This is a genomic window from Cellulomonas sp. HZM (genome assembly GCF_000708885.1).
Lineage (GTDB): Bacteria > Actinomycetota > Actinomycetes > Actinomycetales > Cellulomonadaceae > Cellulomonas.
Map to the genome: position 1 here is coordinate 1 of NZ_JEOE01000048.1, position 19,418 is coordinate 19,418.

Annotated in this window: 18 protein-coding genes and 1 riboswitch; of the genes, 12 read left to right on the top strand and 6 right to left on the bottom strand. The window is 73.8% G+C overall.

What is annotated here, in order from left to right; translation table 11 throughout:
- Positions 1-163: 163 nt before the first annotated feature.
- Positions 164-733, bottom strand: coding sequence for a DUF937 domain-containing protein (locus tag AW16_RS0115550; RefSeq protein ID WP_029291873.1), 570 nt, complete (start codon positions 731-733; stop codon positions 164-166).
- Positions 734-1,052: 319 nt separating this feature from the next.
- Here AW16_RS0115550 and AW16_RS0115555 point away from each other — a divergent pair, with 319 nt between their 5' ends.
- Genes AW16_RS0115555 through AW16_RS0115585 form a run of 7 tightly spaced genes read left to right on the top strand, consistent with a single transcriptional unit; the run spans position 1,053 to position 8,502 of the window.
- Entirely contained in the window at positions 1,053-4,097 is a 3,045-nt protein-coding gene (locus AW16_RS0115555; protein ID WP_051682004.1) for a Na+/H+ antiporter subunit A, read from the top strand.
- A gap of 5 nt (positions 4,098-4,102) precedes the next feature.
- Positions 4,103-4,588 (top strand): Na(+)/H(+) antiporter subunit C, encoded by a 486-nt coding sequence (locus AW16_RS0115560; RefSeq protein WP_029291876.1) that lies wholly within the window; start codon positions 4,103-4,105, stop codon positions 4,586-4,588.
- Complete coding sequence (locus tag AW16_RS0115565; protein ID WP_029291878.1) at positions 4,585-6,147, top strand: Na+/H+ antiporter subunit D; 1,563 nt, start codon at positions 4,585-4,587, stop codon at positions 6,145-6,147. Before AW16_RS0115560 ends, AW16_RS0115565 begins: the two co-directional genes overlap by 4 nt.
- Positions 6,144-6,728 (top strand): Na+/H+ antiporter subunit E, encoded by a 585-nt coding sequence (locus AW16_RS0115570; protein WP_034649603.1) that lies wholly within the window; start codon positions 6,144-6,146, stop codon positions 6,726-6,728. The genes AW16_RS0115565 and AW16_RS0115570 overlap by 4 nt, the downstream gene beginning before the upstream one ends.
- Positions 6,725-7,288, top strand: coding sequence for a monovalent cation/H+ antiporter complex subunit F (locus AW16_RS18285; protein ID WP_029291882.1), 564 nt, complete (start codon positions 6,725-6,727; stop codon positions 7,286-7,288). The genes AW16_RS0115570 and AW16_RS18285 overlap by 4 nt, the downstream gene beginning before the upstream one ends.
- The gene (gene mnhG, locus AW16_RS0115580; protein WP_029291884.1) at positions 7,285-7,662 is read left to right on the top strand and encodes a monovalent cation/H(+) antiporter subunit G; all 378 of its coding nucleotides are present in this window, start codon (positions 7,285-7,287) and stop codon (positions 7,660-7,662) included. The genes AW16_RS18285 and mnhG overlap by 4 nt, the downstream gene beginning before the upstream one ends.
- Before the next feature lie 45 nt (positions 7,663-7,707).
- Positions 7,708-8,502 (top strand): DinB family protein, encoded by a 795-nt coding sequence (locus tag AW16_RS0115585; protein WP_034649606.1) that lies wholly within the window; start codon positions 7,708-7,710, stop codon positions 8,500-8,502.
- Between the two features lie 301 nt (positions 8,503-8,803).
- Here AW16_RS0115585 and AW16_RS0115590 read toward each other — a convergent pair whose 3' ends face one another.
- Together AW16_RS0115590 and AW16_RS0115595 are read right to left on the bottom strand one after the other, a co-directional pair.
- Positions 8,804-10,570, bottom strand: coding sequence for an HNH endonuclease signature motif containing protein (locus tag AW16_RS0115590; RefSeq protein WP_029291888.1), 1,767 nt, complete (start codon positions 10,568-10,570; stop codon positions 8,804-8,806).
- Positions 10,571-10,746: 176 nt separating this feature from the next.
- Positions 10,747-11,130, bottom strand: coding sequence for a hypothetical protein (locus tag AW16_RS0115595; RefSeq protein ID WP_029291890.1), 384 nt, complete (start codon positions 11,128-11,130; stop codon positions 10,747-10,749).
- A gap of 182 nt (positions 11,131-11,312) precedes the next feature.
- Between AW16_RS0115595 and AW16_RS0115600 the strand changes: the two genes are divergently transcribed.
- Positions 11,313-11,618, top strand: a complete 306-nt coding sequence (locus tag AW16_RS0115600) for a DUF6191 domain-containing protein (protein ID WP_029291892.1) — start codon at positions 11,313-11,315, stop codon at positions 11,616-11,618.
- Between the two features lie 120 nt (positions 11,619-11,738).
- Here the strand turns inward: AW16_RS0115600 and AW16_RS0115605 are convergent, their stop codons facing one another.
- Together AW16_RS0115605 and AW16_RS0115610 are read right to left on the bottom strand one after the other, a co-directional pair.
- On the bottom strand, positions 11,739-12,641 hold the full coding sequence (locus tag AW16_RS0115605; protein ID WP_081861736.1) for a hypothetical protein: 903 nt from the start codon (positions 12,639-12,641) through the stop codon (positions 11,739-11,741).
- Positions 12,638-13,108, bottom strand: a complete 471-nt coding sequence (locus tag AW16_RS0115610) for a hypothetical protein (RefSeq protein WP_029291896.1) — start codon at positions 13,106-13,108, stop codon at positions 12,638-12,640. The genes AW16_RS0115605 and AW16_RS0115610 overlap by 4 nt, the downstream gene beginning before the upstream one ends.
- A 156-nt stretch (positions 13,109-13,264) precedes the next feature.
- Here AW16_RS0115610 and AW16_RS0115615 point away from each other — a divergent pair, with 156 nt between their 5' ends.
- Positions 13,265-14,746: an NAD(P)/FAD-dependent oxidoreductase gene (locus AW16_RS0115615; protein ID WP_029291898.1), complete on the top strand. Its 1,482-nt coding sequence runs from the start codon at positions 13,265-13,267 to the stop codon at positions 14,744-14,746.
- 9 nt (positions 14,747-14,755) lie between these two features.
- Here AW16_RS0115615 and AW16_RS0115620 read toward each other — a convergent pair whose 3' ends face one another.
- Entirely contained in the window at positions 14,756-15,049 is a 294-nt protein-coding gene (locus AW16_RS0115620) for a DUF4235 domain-containing protein (RefSeq protein ID WP_029291900.1), read from the bottom strand.
- A gap of 80 nt (positions 15,050-15,129) precedes the next feature.
- Positions 15,130-15,247, top strand: a riboswitch (TPP riboswitch).
- A 90-nt stretch (positions 15,248-15,337) separates the two neighbouring features.
- Here AW16_RS0115620 and AW16_RS0115625 point away from each other — a divergent pair.
- Genes AW16_RS0115625 through AW16_RS0115635 form a run of 3 tightly spaced genes read left to right on the top strand, consistent with a single transcriptional unit; the run spans position 15,338 to position 19,381 of the window.
- Positions 15,338-16,447, top strand: coding sequence for a thiamine ABC transporter substrate binding subunit (locus AW16_RS0115625; RefSeq protein ID WP_029291901.1), 1,110 nt, complete (start codon positions 15,338-15,340; stop codon positions 16,445-16,447).
- 13 nt (positions 16,448-16,460) lie between these two features.
- Positions 16,461-18,233: an iron ABC transporter permease gene (locus AW16_RS0115630; RefSeq protein ID WP_029291903.1), complete on the top strand. Its 1,773-nt coding sequence runs from the start codon at positions 16,461-16,463 to the stop codon at positions 18,231-18,233.
- Complete coding sequence (locus AW16_RS0115635; protein ID WP_081861737.1) at positions 18,230-19,381, top strand: ABC transporter ATP-binding protein; 1,152 nt, start codon at positions 18,230-18,232, stop codon at positions 19,379-19,381. Before AW16_RS0115630 ends, AW16_RS0115635 begins: the two co-directional genes overlap by 4 nt.
- Positions 19,382-19,418: the final 37 nt, after the last annotated feature.

Genomic DNA, 19,418 nt, shown 5'->3' on the forward strand with positions numbered 1-19,418 from the left:
GCGCTGACCGGGTGTGCCGGCGGCGTGGGGGGCGGGCACGGGTGGACCCTACCGACGAACGGCCGCCGCGAGGCTCGGAGCAGGTGCTCCCGCGCCGCCGGCACACCCGGTCAGCGCTTGCCGCCCGCCGGTCAGCTCCCGGTCCGGGGGGTCGAGCGCCCGGTCAGCGCTTGCCGCCCCCGAGCAGCCCGCCGAGGACGTCGCCCAGCCCGCCCAGGCCACCGGTCGACCCAGCGGCCCCGCCGCCGAGACCACCCAGGAGACCGCCGAGGATGTCGCCGAGGCCGCCCTGCGACGGCGCGTCCGCCGCAGTCGACGACGACGTCCGACCGCCGCCGGCGAGCTTCCTCGCGAGGAACGCCATGACGATCGGCGCGAGCATCGGAAGCACGCGCTGCACGATCCCCGAGTCGGCCTTGCCCGGGGCTGCCCCGAGCGCCGCCGCGACCTGGTCCTCCTGGGCGCCGAACACGTTCCGGACGATCGCGCGCCCGTCGTCGGCGTCCACGTCACCGAGATCCACGCCGCCGTCGACCAGCCCCGTGTCCTTCGTCTGGAGGGCACCCAGCAGCGACGCGGCGCCCCCGGCGTCCTGCGCGTTCGCCTGCATCCCGCCGACGAGCGCGGGGAGCGCGGCCCGCACGGCGTCGCGCGCGGTGTCCTCGTCGACACCGAGATGCGACGCGAGCTGGTCCAGGGGGACCAGCCGCTCCAGGTCGTCGAGCTCCGTCATGGGAACCTCCTGTGCCCCGGAGCCGACGCCGGCTCGGCCCGTGGGCGCAGCACCGCGCCCGCTTCGAGGCTAGCGACGCCGCGACGCCCCGGCCATCGGACAGGTGCCCGCCCGCGCTGCCGGCTCCGTGCGTGTCAGGTGGCGGTGTCGCAGGTCTGGATCTCGGCGACCGGGACCTGGGTGGATGGTGACGGGCTGGGTGTCGAGGGCGCCGTGCTGGCCGTCGGTGGAGGTCCTGGTCGCGGGGCGTCGGCCCGGGTCTGCGTTGATACAGTCTTGACCTGCCCCTGCCGCCCCCGACAGGACGGACCCAGGCCGCGTGCTGCTGCTGCTCGTCATCCATGTGATCGCAGCCGCCGTCGCGCCCACCCTGGTTCGTTGGTGGGGTCGCCAGGCGTTCTGGGCGCTGGCCCTCGCACCGGCGAGCGCGGCCGTGTGGGCGCTCACCTGGACGTCGAGGGTGCAGAGCGGGCACGGGCCTGTCGAGCACGTCGAGTGGATCCCGACGCTGGGGCTCGGGCTCACGTTCCGGCTCGACACGCTGAGCTGGTTCATGACCCTGATCGTCGGCGGCGTGGGTGCGCTCGTGCTGATCTACTGCTCGGCCTACTTCTCCGTGTCGGCGAAGGGGCTGGGCCGGTTCGGCGCGGTGTTCGTCGCGTTCGCGGGCGCGATGCTGGGGCTCGTCACGTCCGACGACATGCTGCTGATGTTCGTGTTCTGGGAGCTGACGACGGTCACGTCGTACCTGCTCATCGGCCACTACACGGACCGCAAGGCCAGCCGACGAGCCGCGATGCAGGCGATCGTCCTGACGACCGCGGGCGGCCTCGCGATGCTCGTCGGCGTCCTGCTCCTGGGCGACGCCGCGGGCACCTACCGCCTCTCCGAGGTCATCGCCCACCCGCCCGGCGGGACCGTGGCGACCGTCGCGGTCTTCTGCCTGTTCGCGGGCGTCGCGACGAAGTCCGCGCTCATCCCGTTCCACTTCTGGCTGCCGGCCGCGATGGCCGCGCCCACCCCGGTCAGCGCCTACCTGCACGCAGCCGCGATGGTGAAGGCGGGCATCTACCTGGTCGCGCGGTTCGCCCCCGCCTACTCGACGCAGGGCTCGTGGCGATGGTGCGTCGTGGTGCTCGGCTGCGGGACGTTGCTGCTCGGCGGGTACCGCGCGCTGCGGCAGCACGACCTCAAGCTGGTGCTCGCGTTCGGCACAGTCAGCCAGCTGGGGCTCATCACGCTGCTCGTCGGGCTCGGCACGCGCTCGGCCGCCCTCGCGGGGCTCGCGATGCTGGGCGCGCACGCGATGTTCAAGGCCGCGCTCTTCCTCGTCGTCGGCGTGGTCGACGCCGCGACCGGCACGCGTGACCTGCGGCGCCTGTCCGGCGTGGGGCGCGAGCTCAAGATCACCGCCACCGCGGGCGCGCTGGCCGTCGCGAGCATGATCGGCCTGCCGCCGTTCGCGGGGTACGTCGCGAAGGAGGCGGGGCTCGAGTCGCTCGACCACCTCGACGACACGTGGACCGGACCCGTGGTCCTCGCGGCGGTCGCGGTCGGGTCGGTGCTGACCGTCGCGTACGGGCTGCGGCTGTGGTGGGGCGCGTTCGCGACGAAGAAGGCCGTGGTGCCGGAGTCGGCCGTCGTGCCCGAGTCGCAGTCGAACCTCGACGGCGCGGCGAGCCCGGGCACGACGATCGCCGCGGCTGCCGAGCCCGACGCGGAGCCCGCACCCATCACGCACCCGTCGCTCATGCTCGTGTGGCCCGCGCTCGTCCTCGCCGTGCTGGGTCTCGCGGTCGCGCTGCTGCCGCAGCTCGGTGAGCACCTGCTCTCGCCGTACGCGGACACCTACCCCACGGGCGAGCCCGGGCACCTCACGTTGTGGGCCGGCTTCACGCCGACGTTCGTCCTGACCCTCGCGATCCTCGGTGCCGGCGCGCTGCTGTGGTGGGCACGGGACGGCATCGAGGCCTGGCAGCAGCGCGCGTACCGCGGGCCGGAGGCGGACCGCGTGTACCGCCGGTTCATGCGACGGCTCGACGACGTCGCGGCCGACGTCACCGCAGTCACCCAGCGTGGTTCGCTGCCGCTCTACCTCGGCATCGTGCTCGCGGTGTTCGTCCTGGGCGTCGGGGTCACGGCCCTGGTGGAGACGGCGTGGCCGACGAGCACCGTGTGGTGGGACCAGCCCGCGCAGGTGGCGTTCGCCGCCGCGGCGATCGCCTCCGCGGTGCTCGCCGCGCGTGCCCGGCGCCGGCTCAAGGCCGTGATCCTGCTGGGCATCGGCGGGTACGCCGTCGCGGGCCTGTTCCTGCTGCACGGCGCACCCGACCTCGCGCTCACGCAGGTGCTCGTCGAGACCGTGACGCTCGCCGTGTTCGTCCTGGTGCTGCGCCGCCTGCCCCCGTACTTCTCCGACCGCCCCCTCGCCGGGTCCCGCTGGGTGCGGCTCGGCATCGGGCTCGCCGTCGGGCTCACGGTCGCGGGCATCGCGCTCGTCGTGCCGGGCGCCCGCATGCACCCGCCGGTGTCCGAGCACTTCGCCGACGAGGCCGTCGCGTGGGGCGGTGGGCACAACATCGTCAACGTCACGCTCGTCGACATCCGCGCGTGGGACACGATGGGCGAGATCTCGGTGCTGCTCGTCGCGGCCACGGGCGTCGCGTCGCTCGTGTTCCTCTCGCGCCGTGGCGGCCAGATCTTCCGGGCCGACGAGGCGAAGCGCGATCGTGCCGTCTGGGGCGGCGCGGACCCGATGGCACCGCTGCGCCGCGGCGTCGACCGGCGGCGCGTCGAGGCACCCGCGACCGACCGCGAGTGGCTGCGTGCCGGCCGCACGCTCGCGCCGCAGCGCCGGTCGGTGATCTTCGAGGTCGTCGTGCGTCTGCTGTTCCAGACGATGATCGTGTACTCGGTGTTCCTGCTGCTCAGCGGGCACAACGCGCCCGGCGGCGGGTTCGCGGCGGGCCTGGTCACGGGCATCGCGCTGATCGTGCGCTACCTCGCGGGAGGGCGGTACGAGCTCGGGGAGGCAGCACCCGTGCAGCCCGGTGCGCTCCTCGGCCTCGGGCTCTTCCTCTCGGCGGGCGTCGGGCTCGTGTCGCTGCTCGTCGGGGGGTCGGTGCTGCGGTCGTGGATCGTCGACCTGCACCTGCCCGTCGTCGGCGACGTGCACCTCGTCACGAGCCTGTTCTTCGACATCGGGGTGTACCTGGTGGTCATCGGGCTGGTGCTCGACATCCTGCGGTCGCTCGGCGCGGAGATCGACCGACGGGCCGAGACCGGCGAGGACGACCCGTTCCCGTCCGACCTGTCGGGCAGCTCCGGCGGCCCCGACGAGCGCGCCGAGCAGGTGCGCCCGTGATCGACATGAGCCCCAACATCGTCCTCGTCGTCACCATCGGCGTGCTGTTCACCGTGGGCGTCTACCTGCTGCTCGAGCGCTCGCTGACCCGCATCCTCATCGGCATCATCCTGCTCGGCAACGGCGCCAACCTGCTGTTCCTCGTCGCCGGTGGCGCCGCGGGCCGCCCGCCCATCGTCGGTGCCACACCCGGCGGGAAGATGAGCGACCCGCTCCCGCAGGCCATGGTCCTCACCGCGATCGTCATCACGCTCGGCATGACGGCGTTCCTGCTCGCCATGGCGTACCGGTCGTGGCAGCTGCACCGGCACGACGAGGTGCAGGACGACCTCGAGGACCGCCGCATCGCGCGCCTCGCGGCGATCGACGAGCGCGCGACGGACGACGAGGACACGGAGGACTCGGCGCAGACGCTCGACCAGGAGGCCGAGGAGGCGCGCGACGAGACCGACGAGGGCACGCACGTGGTGCACGGCGGTGATGCGTCGTGAGCTGGCTCGTCCCGCTGCCCGTCGTCGTCCCGCTGTTCGCCGCGGGCCTGGCGCTCGCGCTCTACCGCCGCCCCCGCCTGCAGCGGATCGTGTCGGTCACCGCGCTCACCGCCGTGCTCGCGACGTCGGTCGCGCTGCTCGTGGCCGTCGACGACGGCCCCATCGCGGTCGACATCGGCGACTGGGCGGCGCCCGTCGGCATCGACCTGGTCGCCGACCGGCTGTCCGCGCTCATGCTGGTCATCTCGTCGGCGGTCACGCTCTCCGTCCTCGTGTACTCGCTTGCGCAGGGCCGCGACGACGACGAGGAGTCCGCGCCGGTCTCGATCTACCACCCGACGTTCCTCGTGCTGGCCGCGGGCGTCGCGAACGCGTTCCTGTCCGGGGACCTGTTCAACATCTACGTCGGCTTCGAGATCCTGCTCGCCGCGTCGTTCGTGCTCATCACGCTCGGGGGCACGGGTGAGCGGATCCGCGCGGGCACGATCTACGTCGTCGTCGCGCTGCTCTCCTCGGTCCTGTTCCTCGTCGCGATCGCGATGGTCTACGCCGCGTGCGGGACCGTGAACCTCGCGCAGCTCGCGATCCGGCTGCCCGAGATCGACCCCGGCGTGCGGCTCGTCATCCAGGTGCTGCTGCTGCTCGCGTTCGCCGTGAAGGCCGCGGTGTTCCCGCTGTCGGCGTGGCTGCCGGACTCGTACCCGACCGCGCCCGCACCCGTCACGGCGGTGTTCGCCGGCCTGCTCACCAAGGTCGGCGTGTACGCGATGATCCGCACGCAGACGCTGCTGTTCCCCGACGGGCGGCTCGACGACTGGCTCATGTGGGCGGCGCTCGCGACGATGGTGGTCGGGATCCTCGGTGCCGTCGCGCAGGACGACATCAAGCGTCTGCTGTCCTTCACGCTCGTCAGCCACATCGGGTACATGGTGTTCGGCATCGCGCTGTCCACCGAGGCGGGCTGGACCGCGGCGATCTACTACGTCGCGCACCACATCGTCGTGCAGACCGCGCTGTTCCTGGTCGTCGGCCTGATCGAGCGCGTGGGGGGCTCGACGTCGCTGACCCGGCTCGGCGGCCTGGCCAAGCTCGCGCCCGGGCTCGCGATCCTGTTCTTCGTGCCCGCGATGAACCTTGCAGGCATCCCGCCGCTGTCCGGGTTCCTCGGCAAGCTGGGGCTGCTCGAAGCAGGTGTACATGTCGGGACATCGCTGGCGTACACGTTGGTCGTGGGCGGCGTCGTCACGTCGCTCCTCACGCTGTACGCACTCGTCAAGGCGTGGAACAAGGCGTTCTGGCAGCCGCCCGAGGCGGAGCCGCCGCGCCTGCGGATGCCGCTCGGCATGGTGCTGCCGGCCGGCGCGCTCGTCGTCGTCGGCCTCGTGCTGACCTTCGCCGGGGGGCCGATGTTCGCCTACACCCACCGCGCGGCCGTCGCCCTCGCCGAGCGCACGCCCTACATCGACGCGGTACTGCCTGACGGCGCGCGCGGCGAGGGCGAGTCCGCGCACGGGTCGGAACACGGGCGCGTCACGATCGACCTCGGGGGTGGTGGATGAGGCAGCACCGCGCCCGCTTCGCGTGGGGCACGCTCGTGTGGCTCACCGTCGTGTGGGTCCTGCTGTGGGGAGACCTGTCGCTCGGCAACGTGATCGCCGGGCTCCTGATCGCGCTCGCCGTCATGACGGGCCTGCGCATGGCCCCCATCGACTTCCACGGCCGCGTGCACCCGGTGGGCGTGCTGCGGCTGCTCACGCGGTTCACCGTCGACCTCGTGCGCGCGTCGTTCGAGGTGAGCCTGCTCGCGCTGCGGCCCGGCCGGCAGCCGCACGGCGCGGTCATCGGGGTGCAGCTGCGCTCGCACTCCGACCTGTACCTGACCATGACCGCCGAGCTGTGCTCGCTCGTGCCCGGTTCGCTCGTCGTCGAGGCGCACCGGCTCACCGGGATGCTCTACCTGCACGTGCTCGACGTCGAGCAGTCCGGCGGGATCGAGGCCGCGCGGCAGGCCGTGCTCGACCAGGAGGAGCGCGTGCTGCGGGCCTTCGCGTCGTCCGCGGAGCTCGCCGACGCCGGGCTCGCGAACGGTCGTCGGCGCTCGCGGACCGGCCCCGTCGCGCCGACGGGGGTGGACCGATGACCGTCGTCGTCTGGGTGTGCGGGCTGCTCGTCGCGGCGGCAGCGGTGCTCGCCGTGATCCGCGCCGAGCGGGGCCCGTCGATGCTCGACCGGACCGTCGCGCTCGACATCTTCGTCACGACGATGATCGCCGCCGTCGCCCTGTACGCCGCGCGCGAGCGACGGGCCGACGTGGTGCCCATCCTCGTGGTCCTCTCGCTGGTCGGGTTCGTGGGCTCGGTGACGATCGCGCGGTTCGCGTCCGCCGAGCCCGAGGCCGAGCGACGCGTGCGCACCCGCGAGGAGGTCGCGGCGGAGGACGCGGAGCGGCTCGCGCGGGAACGCGCGGAGGACCTCGCGGCCCGTGCGGGCGCCGCGGCCCAGGGGCGGGCGGTCGACGCCGGCGGCGGCGAGCGGCAGGACGGCGAGCGCCAGGACGACGAGCGGCAGGACCCAACTGGTCGTGGCCTGGCCGATGGTGACTCGGCCGATGGTGACTCGGCCGATGGTGACCGCGGCGCCGATCCCGCCGCGGGCGACGACGAGCATCACGGCGGACCGGCGATCGGGGAGGTGCGATGACCTGGGACACCGTCGCCGACGTCGCGTCCGGGATCTGCTTCCTCGGCGGGGCGTTCCTCGCGTTCGCCGCCGGCGTCGGCGTGCTGCGGTTCCCGGATCTGCTGGCGCGCATGCACGCGGGCACGAAGCCGCAGGTGCTCGGACTGATCCTCGTGCTGATCGGACTGGCGTTGAGACTGCGGTCCGGGGCGGCGGTCTGGGCGCTGGTGCTCGTCGCGATCTTCCAGATGCTGACCGCACCGGTCGCGGCCCACCTCGTCGGTCGTGCAGGCTTCCGCACGGGCAAGGTGCACCCGGACGACCTGGTGATCGACGAGCTCACGGACGACCTGCGCCGCGCTCGTGAGCGTGACGAGGGCGAGCCCGAGGGATAGAAGGGCCGCTGCCGTGGGACGAGTCGACGACGACAGGAGCGGGTCATGACGACGTACACAGGTTCGGACGACTTCCGGGGTGCGCGATTCCGTGACGTGTCGCTGCGCGGCGCTCGGTTCGTGCGTACAGATCTCTCGGGCGTCGTCGGTCGCGGCATCGACCTCGAAGGGGCCGACCTGGATGCCCCGTGGCTCTTCGACGGCGGCCGCTCGCTCCTGGTCAACGGGGTCGACGTGGTGCCGTTGGTCGAGGCCGAGCTCGACCGCCGGTTCCCGGGGAGGTCCCAGCGCAGGGCCGACGACCCGGCGGGACTGCGCGCGGCGTGGACCGCGGTGCAGACGGCGTGGGGTGCGGTGATCGCCCGGGTCCGTTCGATGCCCGCGGGAACGGTCGATGTCCGGGTGGACGACGAGTGGTCGTTCGCACAGACCTTGCGGCACCTCGTCATGGCGACGGACGTGTGGCTCGTCCGGGCGATCCTGGAGCGGGACGAACCTCTCCATCCCATCGGGCAGCCCAACGTCGAGTACGAGCTCGACGGCAACGACCCGGCCGTGTTCTCCGAGCCGTCGCCGACGTTCGAGCGGGTGCTCGACGTCCGGTCGGAGCACGTGTCGATGGTGGGCGACTACCTCGCCGCGGTCACGGCTGCGGAGCTCGCGGCCGAGCGTCGCAACCCGTGGTCGCCGCAGCACCCGGAGACCGTGCTGTCCTGCCTGCACACCATCCTCCAGGAGGAGTGGGAGCACCTGCGCTACGCGGTCCGCGACCTCGACACGATCGACGCCAGCGCGACTGGTCCGGCTGTGACTCACGGCAGAGCGACCGAGAGCGCGTGACCGACGGACGTGATCGACGGGGGGCGCGACGGCGACGTGGTGACCGAGAGTGCGTGATCGACGGTGGTCGACCTGACGCCACACGATCGGCGTCGGATGCGACCGTCGGCGAGTGGATCGACGCCGAGAGCCTCCACCCCGGCGACGGTCCGCGACGGCGCGGCCTGACGAAACGAGACCGCTGCGGGTCGCAGGCGCAGCCGACCTCGCGTCGGCCATGGCGGTCGGGGTTCGCCGCGTGCGGTCGACGTCGCGTCAGGCTGTGGCGGTCGGAGCGTTGCTGGGTGCGGCCGACCGCGCGTCACGCCGCAGCGATCGGAGCGTTGCCGGTGCCGCCCGACGCTCGCGGTGCATGCGGCTCGTGCCGCCGGGGCTCGCTGACCACCACTCCGTCGCGGGCGCGGCGGAACGTGTAGGTGGCTCGAGGTCGGGACCCCTGGCGCACCGGGTCGGCGGCACCAGAGGGCGCGCGCGAGAGAGCATCCGCGCCCGGAGCCACGTCCGACACCGCTTCTGCATCGTCTCTCGTACCGGATGCCACGAATAGCCCGGGCCCAGGATCTGATCGTTCGACGTGGACCGCCCCGCGGGGAGGCGGCACCGCCGGGTGCCGCTCGATCGTGAGGTCGAGCTCGTGCACCCGGTGATGGTGGAAGTCGCACAGGAGCACGGCATTGGAGAGCGAGGTCTCGCCGTCGTCTCGCTGCCACCAACGGATGTGGTGCACCTCGCCGAACCGGGCGGGCGTGTCGCACCCATTCCATGCGCAGCCCTGGTCGCGCACGATCACGGCGCGGCGGTGCGCACCCGAGTACAGGCGCTGAGTCCTGCCGAGGTCGACAGGTACGCCCTCGGACGTGATGGCGATGCGTGTGATGTCGCAGTCGCACAACGCCTTCGCGAGCACCGACAACGGGACGGGCGCGCCGTCCTCGCGCACGACGGGTGGAACCCGGTCGAGCCGCCCCGCGAGCCATCCAGCGTCGCTCCGGCCATCCGAGCCGGTGTCGTCGCGCACACCATGGACGGTCGGGGCCCGGTTCTGCGTGTCGCCCGCGATGTCGTCCGGCCGGTCGATCTGACCCGCGACGTGGTCCGGCCGGTCGACCTGCCCTGCGACACGGCGGGGATCGTCGACGCACCTGCCCACGGCCTCGCGCTCGGCGGCGGACGTGCGTGCGTGCGCGTGCAGCTCGACCATCGTCTCTGCCGGCACGATCAGGGAGAGGTGCGGCCGGTTGCGAGAGCCGGTGATCGCGGCGTCGTCCGAGCCGCATCCGAGCGCGTGCTCGGCGAGGGTTGCCAGCGCGTCGGCGCGGATCTGCTCGGGCTCGCGCTCGTCCCCCTCGGGACGGCGGGTCGCGGCCTCGAGCGCGAGCTGGAGCACGTGCCCGGTGCTCGGGTCGAGAAGGCCGGACAGCCGGGTGCCGTCGGTGGTGGTCGACAGGTGCAGGAAGCGGTTGCGGCGCGCACGCTCGTGGTGGTCCTGGAGTCGCGCCGGATCGTGGGCGGCGAAGAGCTCCTCGATCCGCCGGCGCAGGTTCGCTGGGGTCTGTGTCGCTGCGACGCGGACGATGCCCGCCTGCGTGGCCGGGTCGGCGAGCGCGGCTCGCTGCTCGTCGGAACCCGCGGCAGCGACGGAGGCGAGGACGTCCAGGTGAGGCAACGACACCGCGCCTCCTGCGACCCCGTCGGCGACGAGTGGCATCGCTTCGAGGACGGCGCCCTGCCGAGCCTCTCGTCGCGCCTCGACGAGACCGAACCCGGCCTGGCGCGCGCGGGCGTCCTCGAACGACCGGTCTCCGGGACGAACCGAGGTTCCCGCGTCACGCTCAGCCGCGAGCACCGCCGACCTGGCGACCCGCAACGCACCCTCGATCCGCCCGAGCTCGTCGAGCACCGCCGTGCGACGGGTCGAGGTCCATCCCGCCGCCCGTGCGGCGGCGCGCCGCAGACGCTCGACGGCCGCGCTCACGTCCGCGACGGGGTCGACGGCGACGCCGACCCCGTCGTCACGCGGGCGCCCCGCACCCTCGGGTGCAGAGTGGGAGGCGCCGCGTTCGAACATGCGTACAACCTACGTGAATCGGACAGGTCTCGTCAACCCAGAAAGGGCACCTGATCTGCAGTGATGCCTGTGGACAGGGAACTACGAGCGCGTGCCTGTGGTCGGTTCGACGACGGCTGTGGACGACGGCTGTGGACAGGGAGCCGGACGTCGGGCACGGCCGGCGCACGACGGCGTCAGCCCCCGCTCACGACCAGCCAGTAGGTCCGCCCCGCGCACGCGGCAGGCACCACCGCGCCGTCAGGGACCGTGTCGACCAGGCCGCCGCCGTACCTCACCGCGGTCCCGGGCGTCAGGTCTCGGCCGTCAGCCAGGGCGATCACCGGCACGGTCGTCGTCCCGTGCGCGGTGCGTACGACGAGACAGCCGCCGTCGTCGGCCAGCGTGCCCGTGAGCAGCCCCGCGTCGCCGGTGCCGGGTGTCGTCGCGCGGTACCAGGCGTGCGCCGGGCGTTCGGCGGTCTCGGTCGGACGAGTCGCGTCGGAGCAGCCCGCCAGCACGGGGCCGAGAGCGATCGCCGAGCCCAGGAGCGCGAGCGAGCGGACTCTCGTCCTCGTCATCAGCCACGCCCTTCCGTTGACCGCCGGAGCCTCTCGGACCGCGCACCCGATCACCGACTCCAGGCAGCGGCCCCGAGTGCCACCGAACGCGCTCCCGCGCAACCTATCGACGCACACCGTCCGTGAGCGACCACGTGATCGTTCCGGAGCCCGATCGTGACTCGCGCCGTAGTGTCACCTCGATGGGGGCGACGGGTTGGCTGGTGGGACTGGTGACGTTCGTCGTGCTCGTCGCGCTCGCGGACCGGGTCGTCGCGAGGCCGCCCACGCGGCGTGACCGCCGGCCGCGACCCCCGACCGGAGGCGTCGGCGGGATGTTCGGCGAGCTCGTCGACGTGCTCGCGCCGAGCCACCGGCACGTGACCGACGAGCGTGAACGGGTCGAGCTCGACGTCCGGCAGGCTCCCGCGACCGGCCCGGGTGACGTGGCGGTCGACCTCGAGGGCGGCACCGCGGTCGTCCGGAGACCCGCGGCCGACGCCGACTGACGACAGACTGCGACCGCCCGACGACAGCCCGACCGACCTGCGACCGCCCGACGACCGACTGCGACCGACTGCCGACTCGCAGGACACTCGGTCGACCGTCACGACGACGGGCCGCGCCTCTCAGACGGCGGCAGCCTCCTGCTCGGCCTGCGGGCCGTGCCCGACCGCGGCCCGGCGCCGGCCCGCGAGCCGCGCGAACAACCCCCGGTCGGGCGCGAGGGCCATCGGCACGCACACGGCCGCCGCGGTGAGGATCCACGCCGAGTAGTCGATCCCCAGCAGCAGCCAGATGCTCCCGTGCATGACGGCGACCGCGAGCGCGAACCACCCGCGGGTCAGCCGGAACGCGATCCACACCGGCGCCGTCAGCTCGAGGGCGAGCGCCCCGCCGGCGAGCCCCTGCGCGATCCACGGGTGGTCGGCTACCCACATCGCGAGGTCGTGCGCGCGGGGCGCCGCGCCCTGCCGCAGGATCCACACCATGTTGTCGCTGAACACCCAGTGCAGCCCGGAGTGCCGCAGCTTCTGGAACCCGGTGAGGAAGTACACGAACCCCAGCACCATGAGCGCGCCCCGCGGCGGCCAGCCCCAGCGCACGGTCCGGCCGTGCTCTCCGCGCCGCGGCGGCGACGCGAACAGCAGCACGGACGCGACGGTCACGGTGAGCACGTCGTTGTGCATGACCTTGCCCGACGAGCCCCACCACGCGCACAGCACCACGTAGCAGACCCACGCGACGACGAACGCGGCGCGTGTGCGCACTCGCAGCACGACCAGGAGCACCCCGAGCACGCCCGCGACCTGGAGCGTCACGACGAGCCACGCAGGCGGCACGCCCGGCCACCAGGACATGACCGTGAGCCCGTCCCACAGGTCGGCGGGGCGGTCGCTGATGTGGGTCCAGTCGCGCACGAGCAGCCGGTAGCCGATGACGAGCGCGACGAGCGTCTGCACCTCGACGAGCCGGTGGGCGGACCCGCGAGCGGTGAGGCGCGCGTCGAGGCGCGCGAACCACGCCCTCACGGCGCGACCTCCAGCACGATCTTCTGCTCGAGCACCTTCGGCGGCGGCCCGAGGTCCTTCTTGGTCCGCACCAGCTGGACGGAGCTGACGGTCGCGGGGTCGATGCCCGCGACCCGCAGCCACGAGTCGACCTTGTCGCGCCGCTCGTCGGGCGAGAGCCCCGGCAGCTCGCCGAACTGGTGGGACGTCACGCCGAGCACCTGGTCGCGCGGGAGCTGCAGCGGGTGCTCCGAGCCGTCGCGGCCGACGACGACGAGCTGGACCGATGTCGTCGTCCCCGTCCGGACCGTCGAGAACAGCCGGAACGCGGTGAGCGGCCACAGCTCGAGCTGCACGAGCACGACGACAGCGAGCACGGCGATGGTGCCGTACACCACTCGCCGCGCCAGTCGCCGCTGCCCCTCGTCGGACCTTGGCGCGCCGGCCGTCCCGACGACCGGCGACGCGACGCCCTCGTGCTCGCTCACTGCCACCCCCTGCTCGTCGGCGCGAGAGCCGACCGGAACATGCCGACCCGAGCGCCGGCAGACCGATCGTGCCACGCGCCGCCCACACCGCGGGCTGGTTTCCACAACACCCAGGAGCAGCGGGGCCGTGTCGCCGCGTGATGGTTGGATGGAGCCGTGGCGCGTGCCGAGGTCGTCGTCGTCGGGTCCGGCCCCAACGGGCTGGCCGCGGCGGTGACGTGCGCGCGCGCGGGCCTGCGGGTGCTGGTGGTCGAGGCGCAGCCGACGATCGGCGGCGGAGCCCGCACGCTCGACCTGGGCCTCGCCGACGGCATGGTGCACGACCTGTGCTCCGCGGTGCACCCGATGGCGTGGGCGAGCCCGTTCCTCGCCGAGTTCGACCTCGCGGCGCGCGGCGTCGAGCTGCTGACCCCCGAGGTCTCGTACGCGCAGCCGCTCCCGGGCGGCCGCGCCGGCGTCGCGTACCGCTCGCTGGACCGCACGGTGGAGGGGCTCGGGGTTGACGGGAAGGCGTGGCGCTCGCTCGTCGGGCGGCTGTCCGAGCGCACCGAGCACGTGGTGGGCGTGGCGATGGGGGACAAGCGGTCGATCCCGCAGGGGCTCCTGCGCCACGGCATCCCCGCCGCGGCGGCGTTCGGTCTCGGCGTCCTCGAGCAGGGCACGCGTGCGTGGGACCGCAGGTTCGTCGACGACGTCGCGCCCGCGCTCCTCACCGGTGTCGCGGCGCACGCGATCACGCCCCTGCCGTCGTTCGCCGCCGCGGGCACCGCGCTGCTGCTGGCGTCGCTCGCGCACGCGGGCAAGGGCTGGCCCATCCCGCGCGGCGGCTCGGGGGCCATCGCAGGAGCGCTCGCCGACGACCTGCGCGCGCACGGCGGCGAGATCGTCACCGACCTGCGCGTCTCGTCGTACGACGACCTGCCGCCGGCGCACTGCTACCTGTTCGACACCTCGCCGCGCACGCTCGTCCGGGTCCTCGAGGACCGCCTGCCCGCGCGCGCACGCCGATCGCTCGAAGCGTTCCGCTACGGCGACGCCGCCGCGAAGGTCGACTTCGTGCTGTCCGGCCCGGTGCCGTGGGCCGCCCCCGACGTCGACCGCGCCGGCACGGTGCACGTCGGCGGGACGCGCGCCGAGATGGCCCACGCGGAGGCCGAGGTCGCCGCGGGCCGGCACGCCGAGAGGCCGATGGTGCTGGTCAGCGACCCGACGGTCGTCGATGACTCGCGCCGCGTGGGCGGGCTGCGGCCGCTGTGGTCCTACGCCCACGTGCCGTCGGGGTCGACGCAGGACGTCACCGAGGCGGTCACCGCGCAGATCGAGCGCTTCGCGCCCGGGTTCCGCGACGTCGTCGTCGCGAGCCGCTGCATCCCGGCGGCGCACCTGCAGGAGCACGACGAGAACTACGTGGGCGGCGACATCTCCGCGGGCTCGACGACCATCGTGCAGATGTTCGCGCGCCCGACGCCCACCTGGAACCCGTACTTCTCCGGCCGCGACGGCGTGTACCTCTGCTCCGCGTCCACCCCGCCGGGCCCGGGCGTGCACGGGATCGGCGGCTGGAACGCGGCACGGCACGCGCTGCGCGAGGTCTTCGGCATCAGCGAGCCGGTGGCGCTGGCGCCGCGGACGAGCTGACGAGAACCGTCAGCTGGCGGAGCGCTTCTCGTTGACCCGCGCCGCGAACTTCGCCGTCCCGTGCGTGGCGAGCACACGCGACAGCGCGACGATCGCACCGGTCAACGCCGCCGCGGTCGCGATCTCCCGGAAGCGCACGTCGCCCTCGTCCTCCGGCTTCGGCGGCTTGTGCCCGGTCGCGGCCTTCCAGCCCTGCGCGACGACCTGCTGGGCCACCCACGCGGCGGCGACGGCGGTGAGCGCGCCGACGATCTTGGCGAGCGTGGACTGCTTCGTGTCGTCGTCGTGCTTGTCGTCGGACATGCGGGGCCTCCCGGGTCGGCGTCGTCTGCAGCGACCGTAACGCCTGGCGGTGACGCACGCCGGTTGGGGATACGATCGGCGACGAACGACAGGGGAGCGTCGGGGCACACCGCCCGGGGCGCTGAGAGTGCGGGCCGACCGCAGACCCTCGAACCTGATCCGGCTGATACCGGCGTAGGGAGTCGGGCTTCTCATCTCCGTGGTCGTCGTCGGTGGCGCCCCCCGGAGCCTCGACGGCGGGTGCGGGGACCCCTCCTGATCACGAGATCGCACGGAGGAGCACCACCCATGGCGAGAGCCTTCACGCGACCCGCGCTCGCGCTGGCCGCACTGTCCGCACTCGGAGCCGTCCTGACGGCCTGCTCGTCGGGGTCCGCCCCGGCGGCAGACCCGACGAGCGGCGCGCCGAGCACGACGAGCGGGCCGACCGCACCGGCCACCGCCGGCACCTCGGTCACCCTGGTCACGCACGACTCGTTCGCGCTGTCCAAGGGCATCCTCGAGGACTTCACGAAGCAGACCGGCATCACGGTGAAGGTCGTCCAGCCCGGCGACGCGGGCGTGCTGGTCAACCAGCTCGTCCTCACCAAGGGAGCGCCGTTGGGCGACCTCACGTTCGGCGTGGACAACTCGTTCGCGACGAGGGCGATCGACGAGGGCGTCGTCGTCCCCTACGCCTCGAAGGCCCCCGCGGCCACGGACGCCGCAACCTACGCCGCGGGTGACGGGCTCACCGCGATCGACTACGGCGACGTGTGCGTCAACGTCGACCACGCGTGGTTCACCCAGCACGGCAAGGCGGAGCCGACGACGCTCGACGACCTCACGAAGCCCGAGTACAAGGACCTGCTCGTCGTCCCCAACGCCGTCACGTCCTCGCCCGGCTTCGCGTTCCTGCTCGCGACGATCGGCGCGAAGGGCGACGACGGCTGGCAGGACTACTGGACCGCGCTGAAGAAGAACGGCCTCAAGGTCGCGGACGGCTGGTCGGACGCGTACTACACCGACTTCAGCGGCGGCGGCGCCGACGGTCCGCGACCGCTCGTGCTGTCCTACGCGTCGTCCCCGCCGTACACGGTCCCGAAGGGCGGCGGCGAGCCGACGACCGGCGCGCTGCTCGACACCTGCTTCCGGCAGGTCGAGTACGCGGGCGTCCTCGCAGGCGCCAAGAACCCGGTGGGCGCGCAGGAGCTCCTCGACTTCCTGCTGTCCGACGAGGTGCAGAAGGACATCCCGACGTCGATGTACATGTACCCCGTGAGCACGTCGGTGGCGCTGCCCGCCGACTGGGCGAAGTACGCGCCGCTCGCGACGAAGCCGTTCACGGTCGCGCCCGACGAGATCACGAAGAACCGCCAGCAGTGGCTCGCGCAGTGGTCCGCGACGGTCGTCGGCTGATCGGTCGGACCGCATGACGACGACCCTCGCCCGCCCGTCGCCGGGCACGGCGCCGACCGCCCCCGCGGCCGGCGCCGGTGCCCCGCGTCGGCGGCGCGGGTGGTGGGTCGCGTTCTGGGCCGTGGCCGTCGCGGTCCCGGTGCTGTTCCTCGCGGTGCTCTTCGCGTGGCCCGTGCTGGTCATGCTCGGACGCGGGTTCTGGGCGGACGGGTCGCTGGACCTGTCGGGGTTCGCCGACGTGTTCTCCCGGCCGCGCACGTGGCGCATCGTCGGGCTGACGATCGCGCAGGCCGTGTCCGCCACGGTGGTCGCGGTGCTGCTCGGGGTCCCGGGCGCGTACGTGCTGCACCGGCGCTCGTTCCCCGGGCGAGGGGCCGTGCGAGCGCTGGTCACGGTGCCGTTCGTGCTGCCGACCGTGGTGGTCGGCGTCGCGTTCCGGTCGCTGCTCGTCGAGGGCGGCCCGCTCGGGTTCCTGCATCTCGACGGAACGTTCGCGGCGATCGTCGCGGCGCTCGTGTTCTTCAACTACGCGGTCGTGGTCCGCGGCGTCGGCGGGATGTGGGAGCGGCTCGACCCACGCGCCGAGCAGGCGGCCCGTGCGCTGGGTGCCTCGCCGTGGCGCGCGTTCCGGACCGTGACGCTGCCCGCGCTCGCGCCCGCGATCGCGTCCGCCGCGTCGCTCGTCTTCCTGTTCTCCGCGACGGCGTTCGGCACCGTGCTGGTGCTCGGCGGCCTGCAGTTCGGCACGGTCGAGACGGAGATCTGGATCCAGACCACGCAGTTCCTCGACCTGCGGGCCGCCGCGGTGCTGTCCGTCGTGCAGCTCGTCGTCGTCGCCGGGGTGCTGGTGGTCGCGGGCCGCGCGCGGGCACGGCGCGAGCGGGCGCTCGCGCTCGCGGACGTGCGGACCGGGGTGCGTCCGCTCACGTTGCGCCGCCCCGCCGGGCTGCCGCGCCGCGACGGGCACGGGCTCGCGCTGACCTGCGCGGCGGTCACCGCCGCGACGGTCGTGCTGCTCGCGACACCGATGGTCAACCTCGTGGTGCGCTCGCTGCGGGTCGACGGTCGCTGGGGGCTCGACCACTACGCCGCGCTCGGCACCGTGCAGGGTGGCGTCAGCGTCACCGTGTGGCATGCGCTCGGCACGTCGCTGCGGACGGCGCTCGCGGCGACGCTCGTCGCGCTCGTCGTCGGCGGGCTCGTCGCGCTCGTCGTGTCCCGACGGCCGCGCCGCGCGCTCGGCCGTCGTGCCGTGGCCGGTCTCGACGCGGTGTTCATGCTGCCGCTCGGCGTCTCCGCCGTGACCGTGGGCTTCGGGTTCCTGCTCGCGATGTACCACCCGCTCGGCCTGCCGATCGACCTACGGACCTCGTCGGCGCTGGTCCCGCTCGCGCAGGCGGTCGTCGCGGTGCCGCTCGTCGTGCGGACCGTGCTCCCCGTGCTGCGTGCCGTGGACCCGCGGTTGCGCGAGGCCGCCGCCACGCTCGGCGCCGCGCCGGGGCGCGTGCTGCGGACCGTCGACCTGCCGCTCGCCGCGCGCTCGCTCGGCCTCGCGCTCGGGTTCGCGTTCGCGGCGTCGCTCGGCGAGTTCGGCGCGACCTCGTTCCTCGCGCGGCCCGACAGCCCGACGCTGCCGGTCGTGGTCTTCCGGCTCATCGGGCGTCCCGGCCCGGACTCGTACGGCACCGCGCTCGCGGCGTCGGTGGTGCTCGCGGCGGCGACGGCCGCGGTGGTGGCGGTGTGCGAGCGGCTCGCGGGGTCGTCGCGGATCGGAGGCGACTGGTGAACGGGTTGGGCATCGCCGGGGTGTCGGTGCGGTACGGGTCGTCGACCGCCGTCGACGACGTGCGGCTGTCGGTCGCGCCCGGCGAGATCGTGGCGCTGCTCGGGCCGTCGGGGTGCGGCAAGTCGTCCCTGCTGCGCGCGGTCGCCGGGCTCGAGCCGCTCGCCGGCGGCGACGTCACCTGGGACGACGAGTCCGTCGCGCGCGTTCCCGTGCACCTGCGCGGGTTCGGGCTCGTGTTCCAGGACGGGCAGCTGTTCACGCACCGCGACGTCGCCGGGAACGTGGCGTACGGGGTGGCTGGTGCTGACCGGGCCGGCGCCGTGAGCCGCACGGGTCGCCCGGGCCGCTCTGGCCGCGCCGCGCGCGTCGACGAGCTGCTCGACCTCGTCGGGCTCACCGGATACGGACCACGCCCCGTCGCGACCCTCTCCGGAGGCGAGCGCCAGCGCGTCGCGCTCGCCCGCGCACTGGCCCCCGCGCCGCGCCTGCTGCTGCTCGACGAGCCGCTGTCCGCGCTCGACCGGGCGCTGCGCGAGCGACTCGCGGTGGACCTGCGCGCGGTGCTCGTCGCGACCGGCACCACCGCGCTGTTCGTCACGCACGACCAGGACGAGGCCTTCGCGGTGGCCGACCGCGTGGCCGTGATGTCCCGGGGTGCGTTGCTGCAGGTCGACGCGCCTGCCGACCTCTGGCGAGCGCCGGCGTCGCGCGAGGTCGCCCGGTTCCTGGGGTACGAGGCGTTCGTGCGCGCATCCTCCGCCCCGGTCCTGGCCGACGCCCTGCGTGCCCGGCGAGCGATCCCGGGCGCGCGTGGCACCGGCGGCCCGGGTCCCGCGGTCGTCTCCGCCGACCGCGACGTGCCCGGCCTCGCCGACCGCGACGCGCCCCGGGTCCACGGGTTCGCTCCTGGGGCCGACCCCGAGCTCGCGCTCGCCGAGGGCGCGTTCGTCGTCGCGCGCGGGGACGACGAGGCCGTCGCCAAGGGGACCGTGCTCGCGACCACCTCCCGCCGAGGCCGGACGGAGGTGCGCGTCGAGGTCGACGGCATCGGTGCGGTGACCGCCCTCGCCCCCGCGGGCACGACGGCGGACCCGGGCGACGTCGTCCCGCTGACCGTCGACCCGGACGCCCTCACCACCCTCCCCTGACCACCGGCCTGCCGGCGCGGGGTGGGGGGTGGCCGGG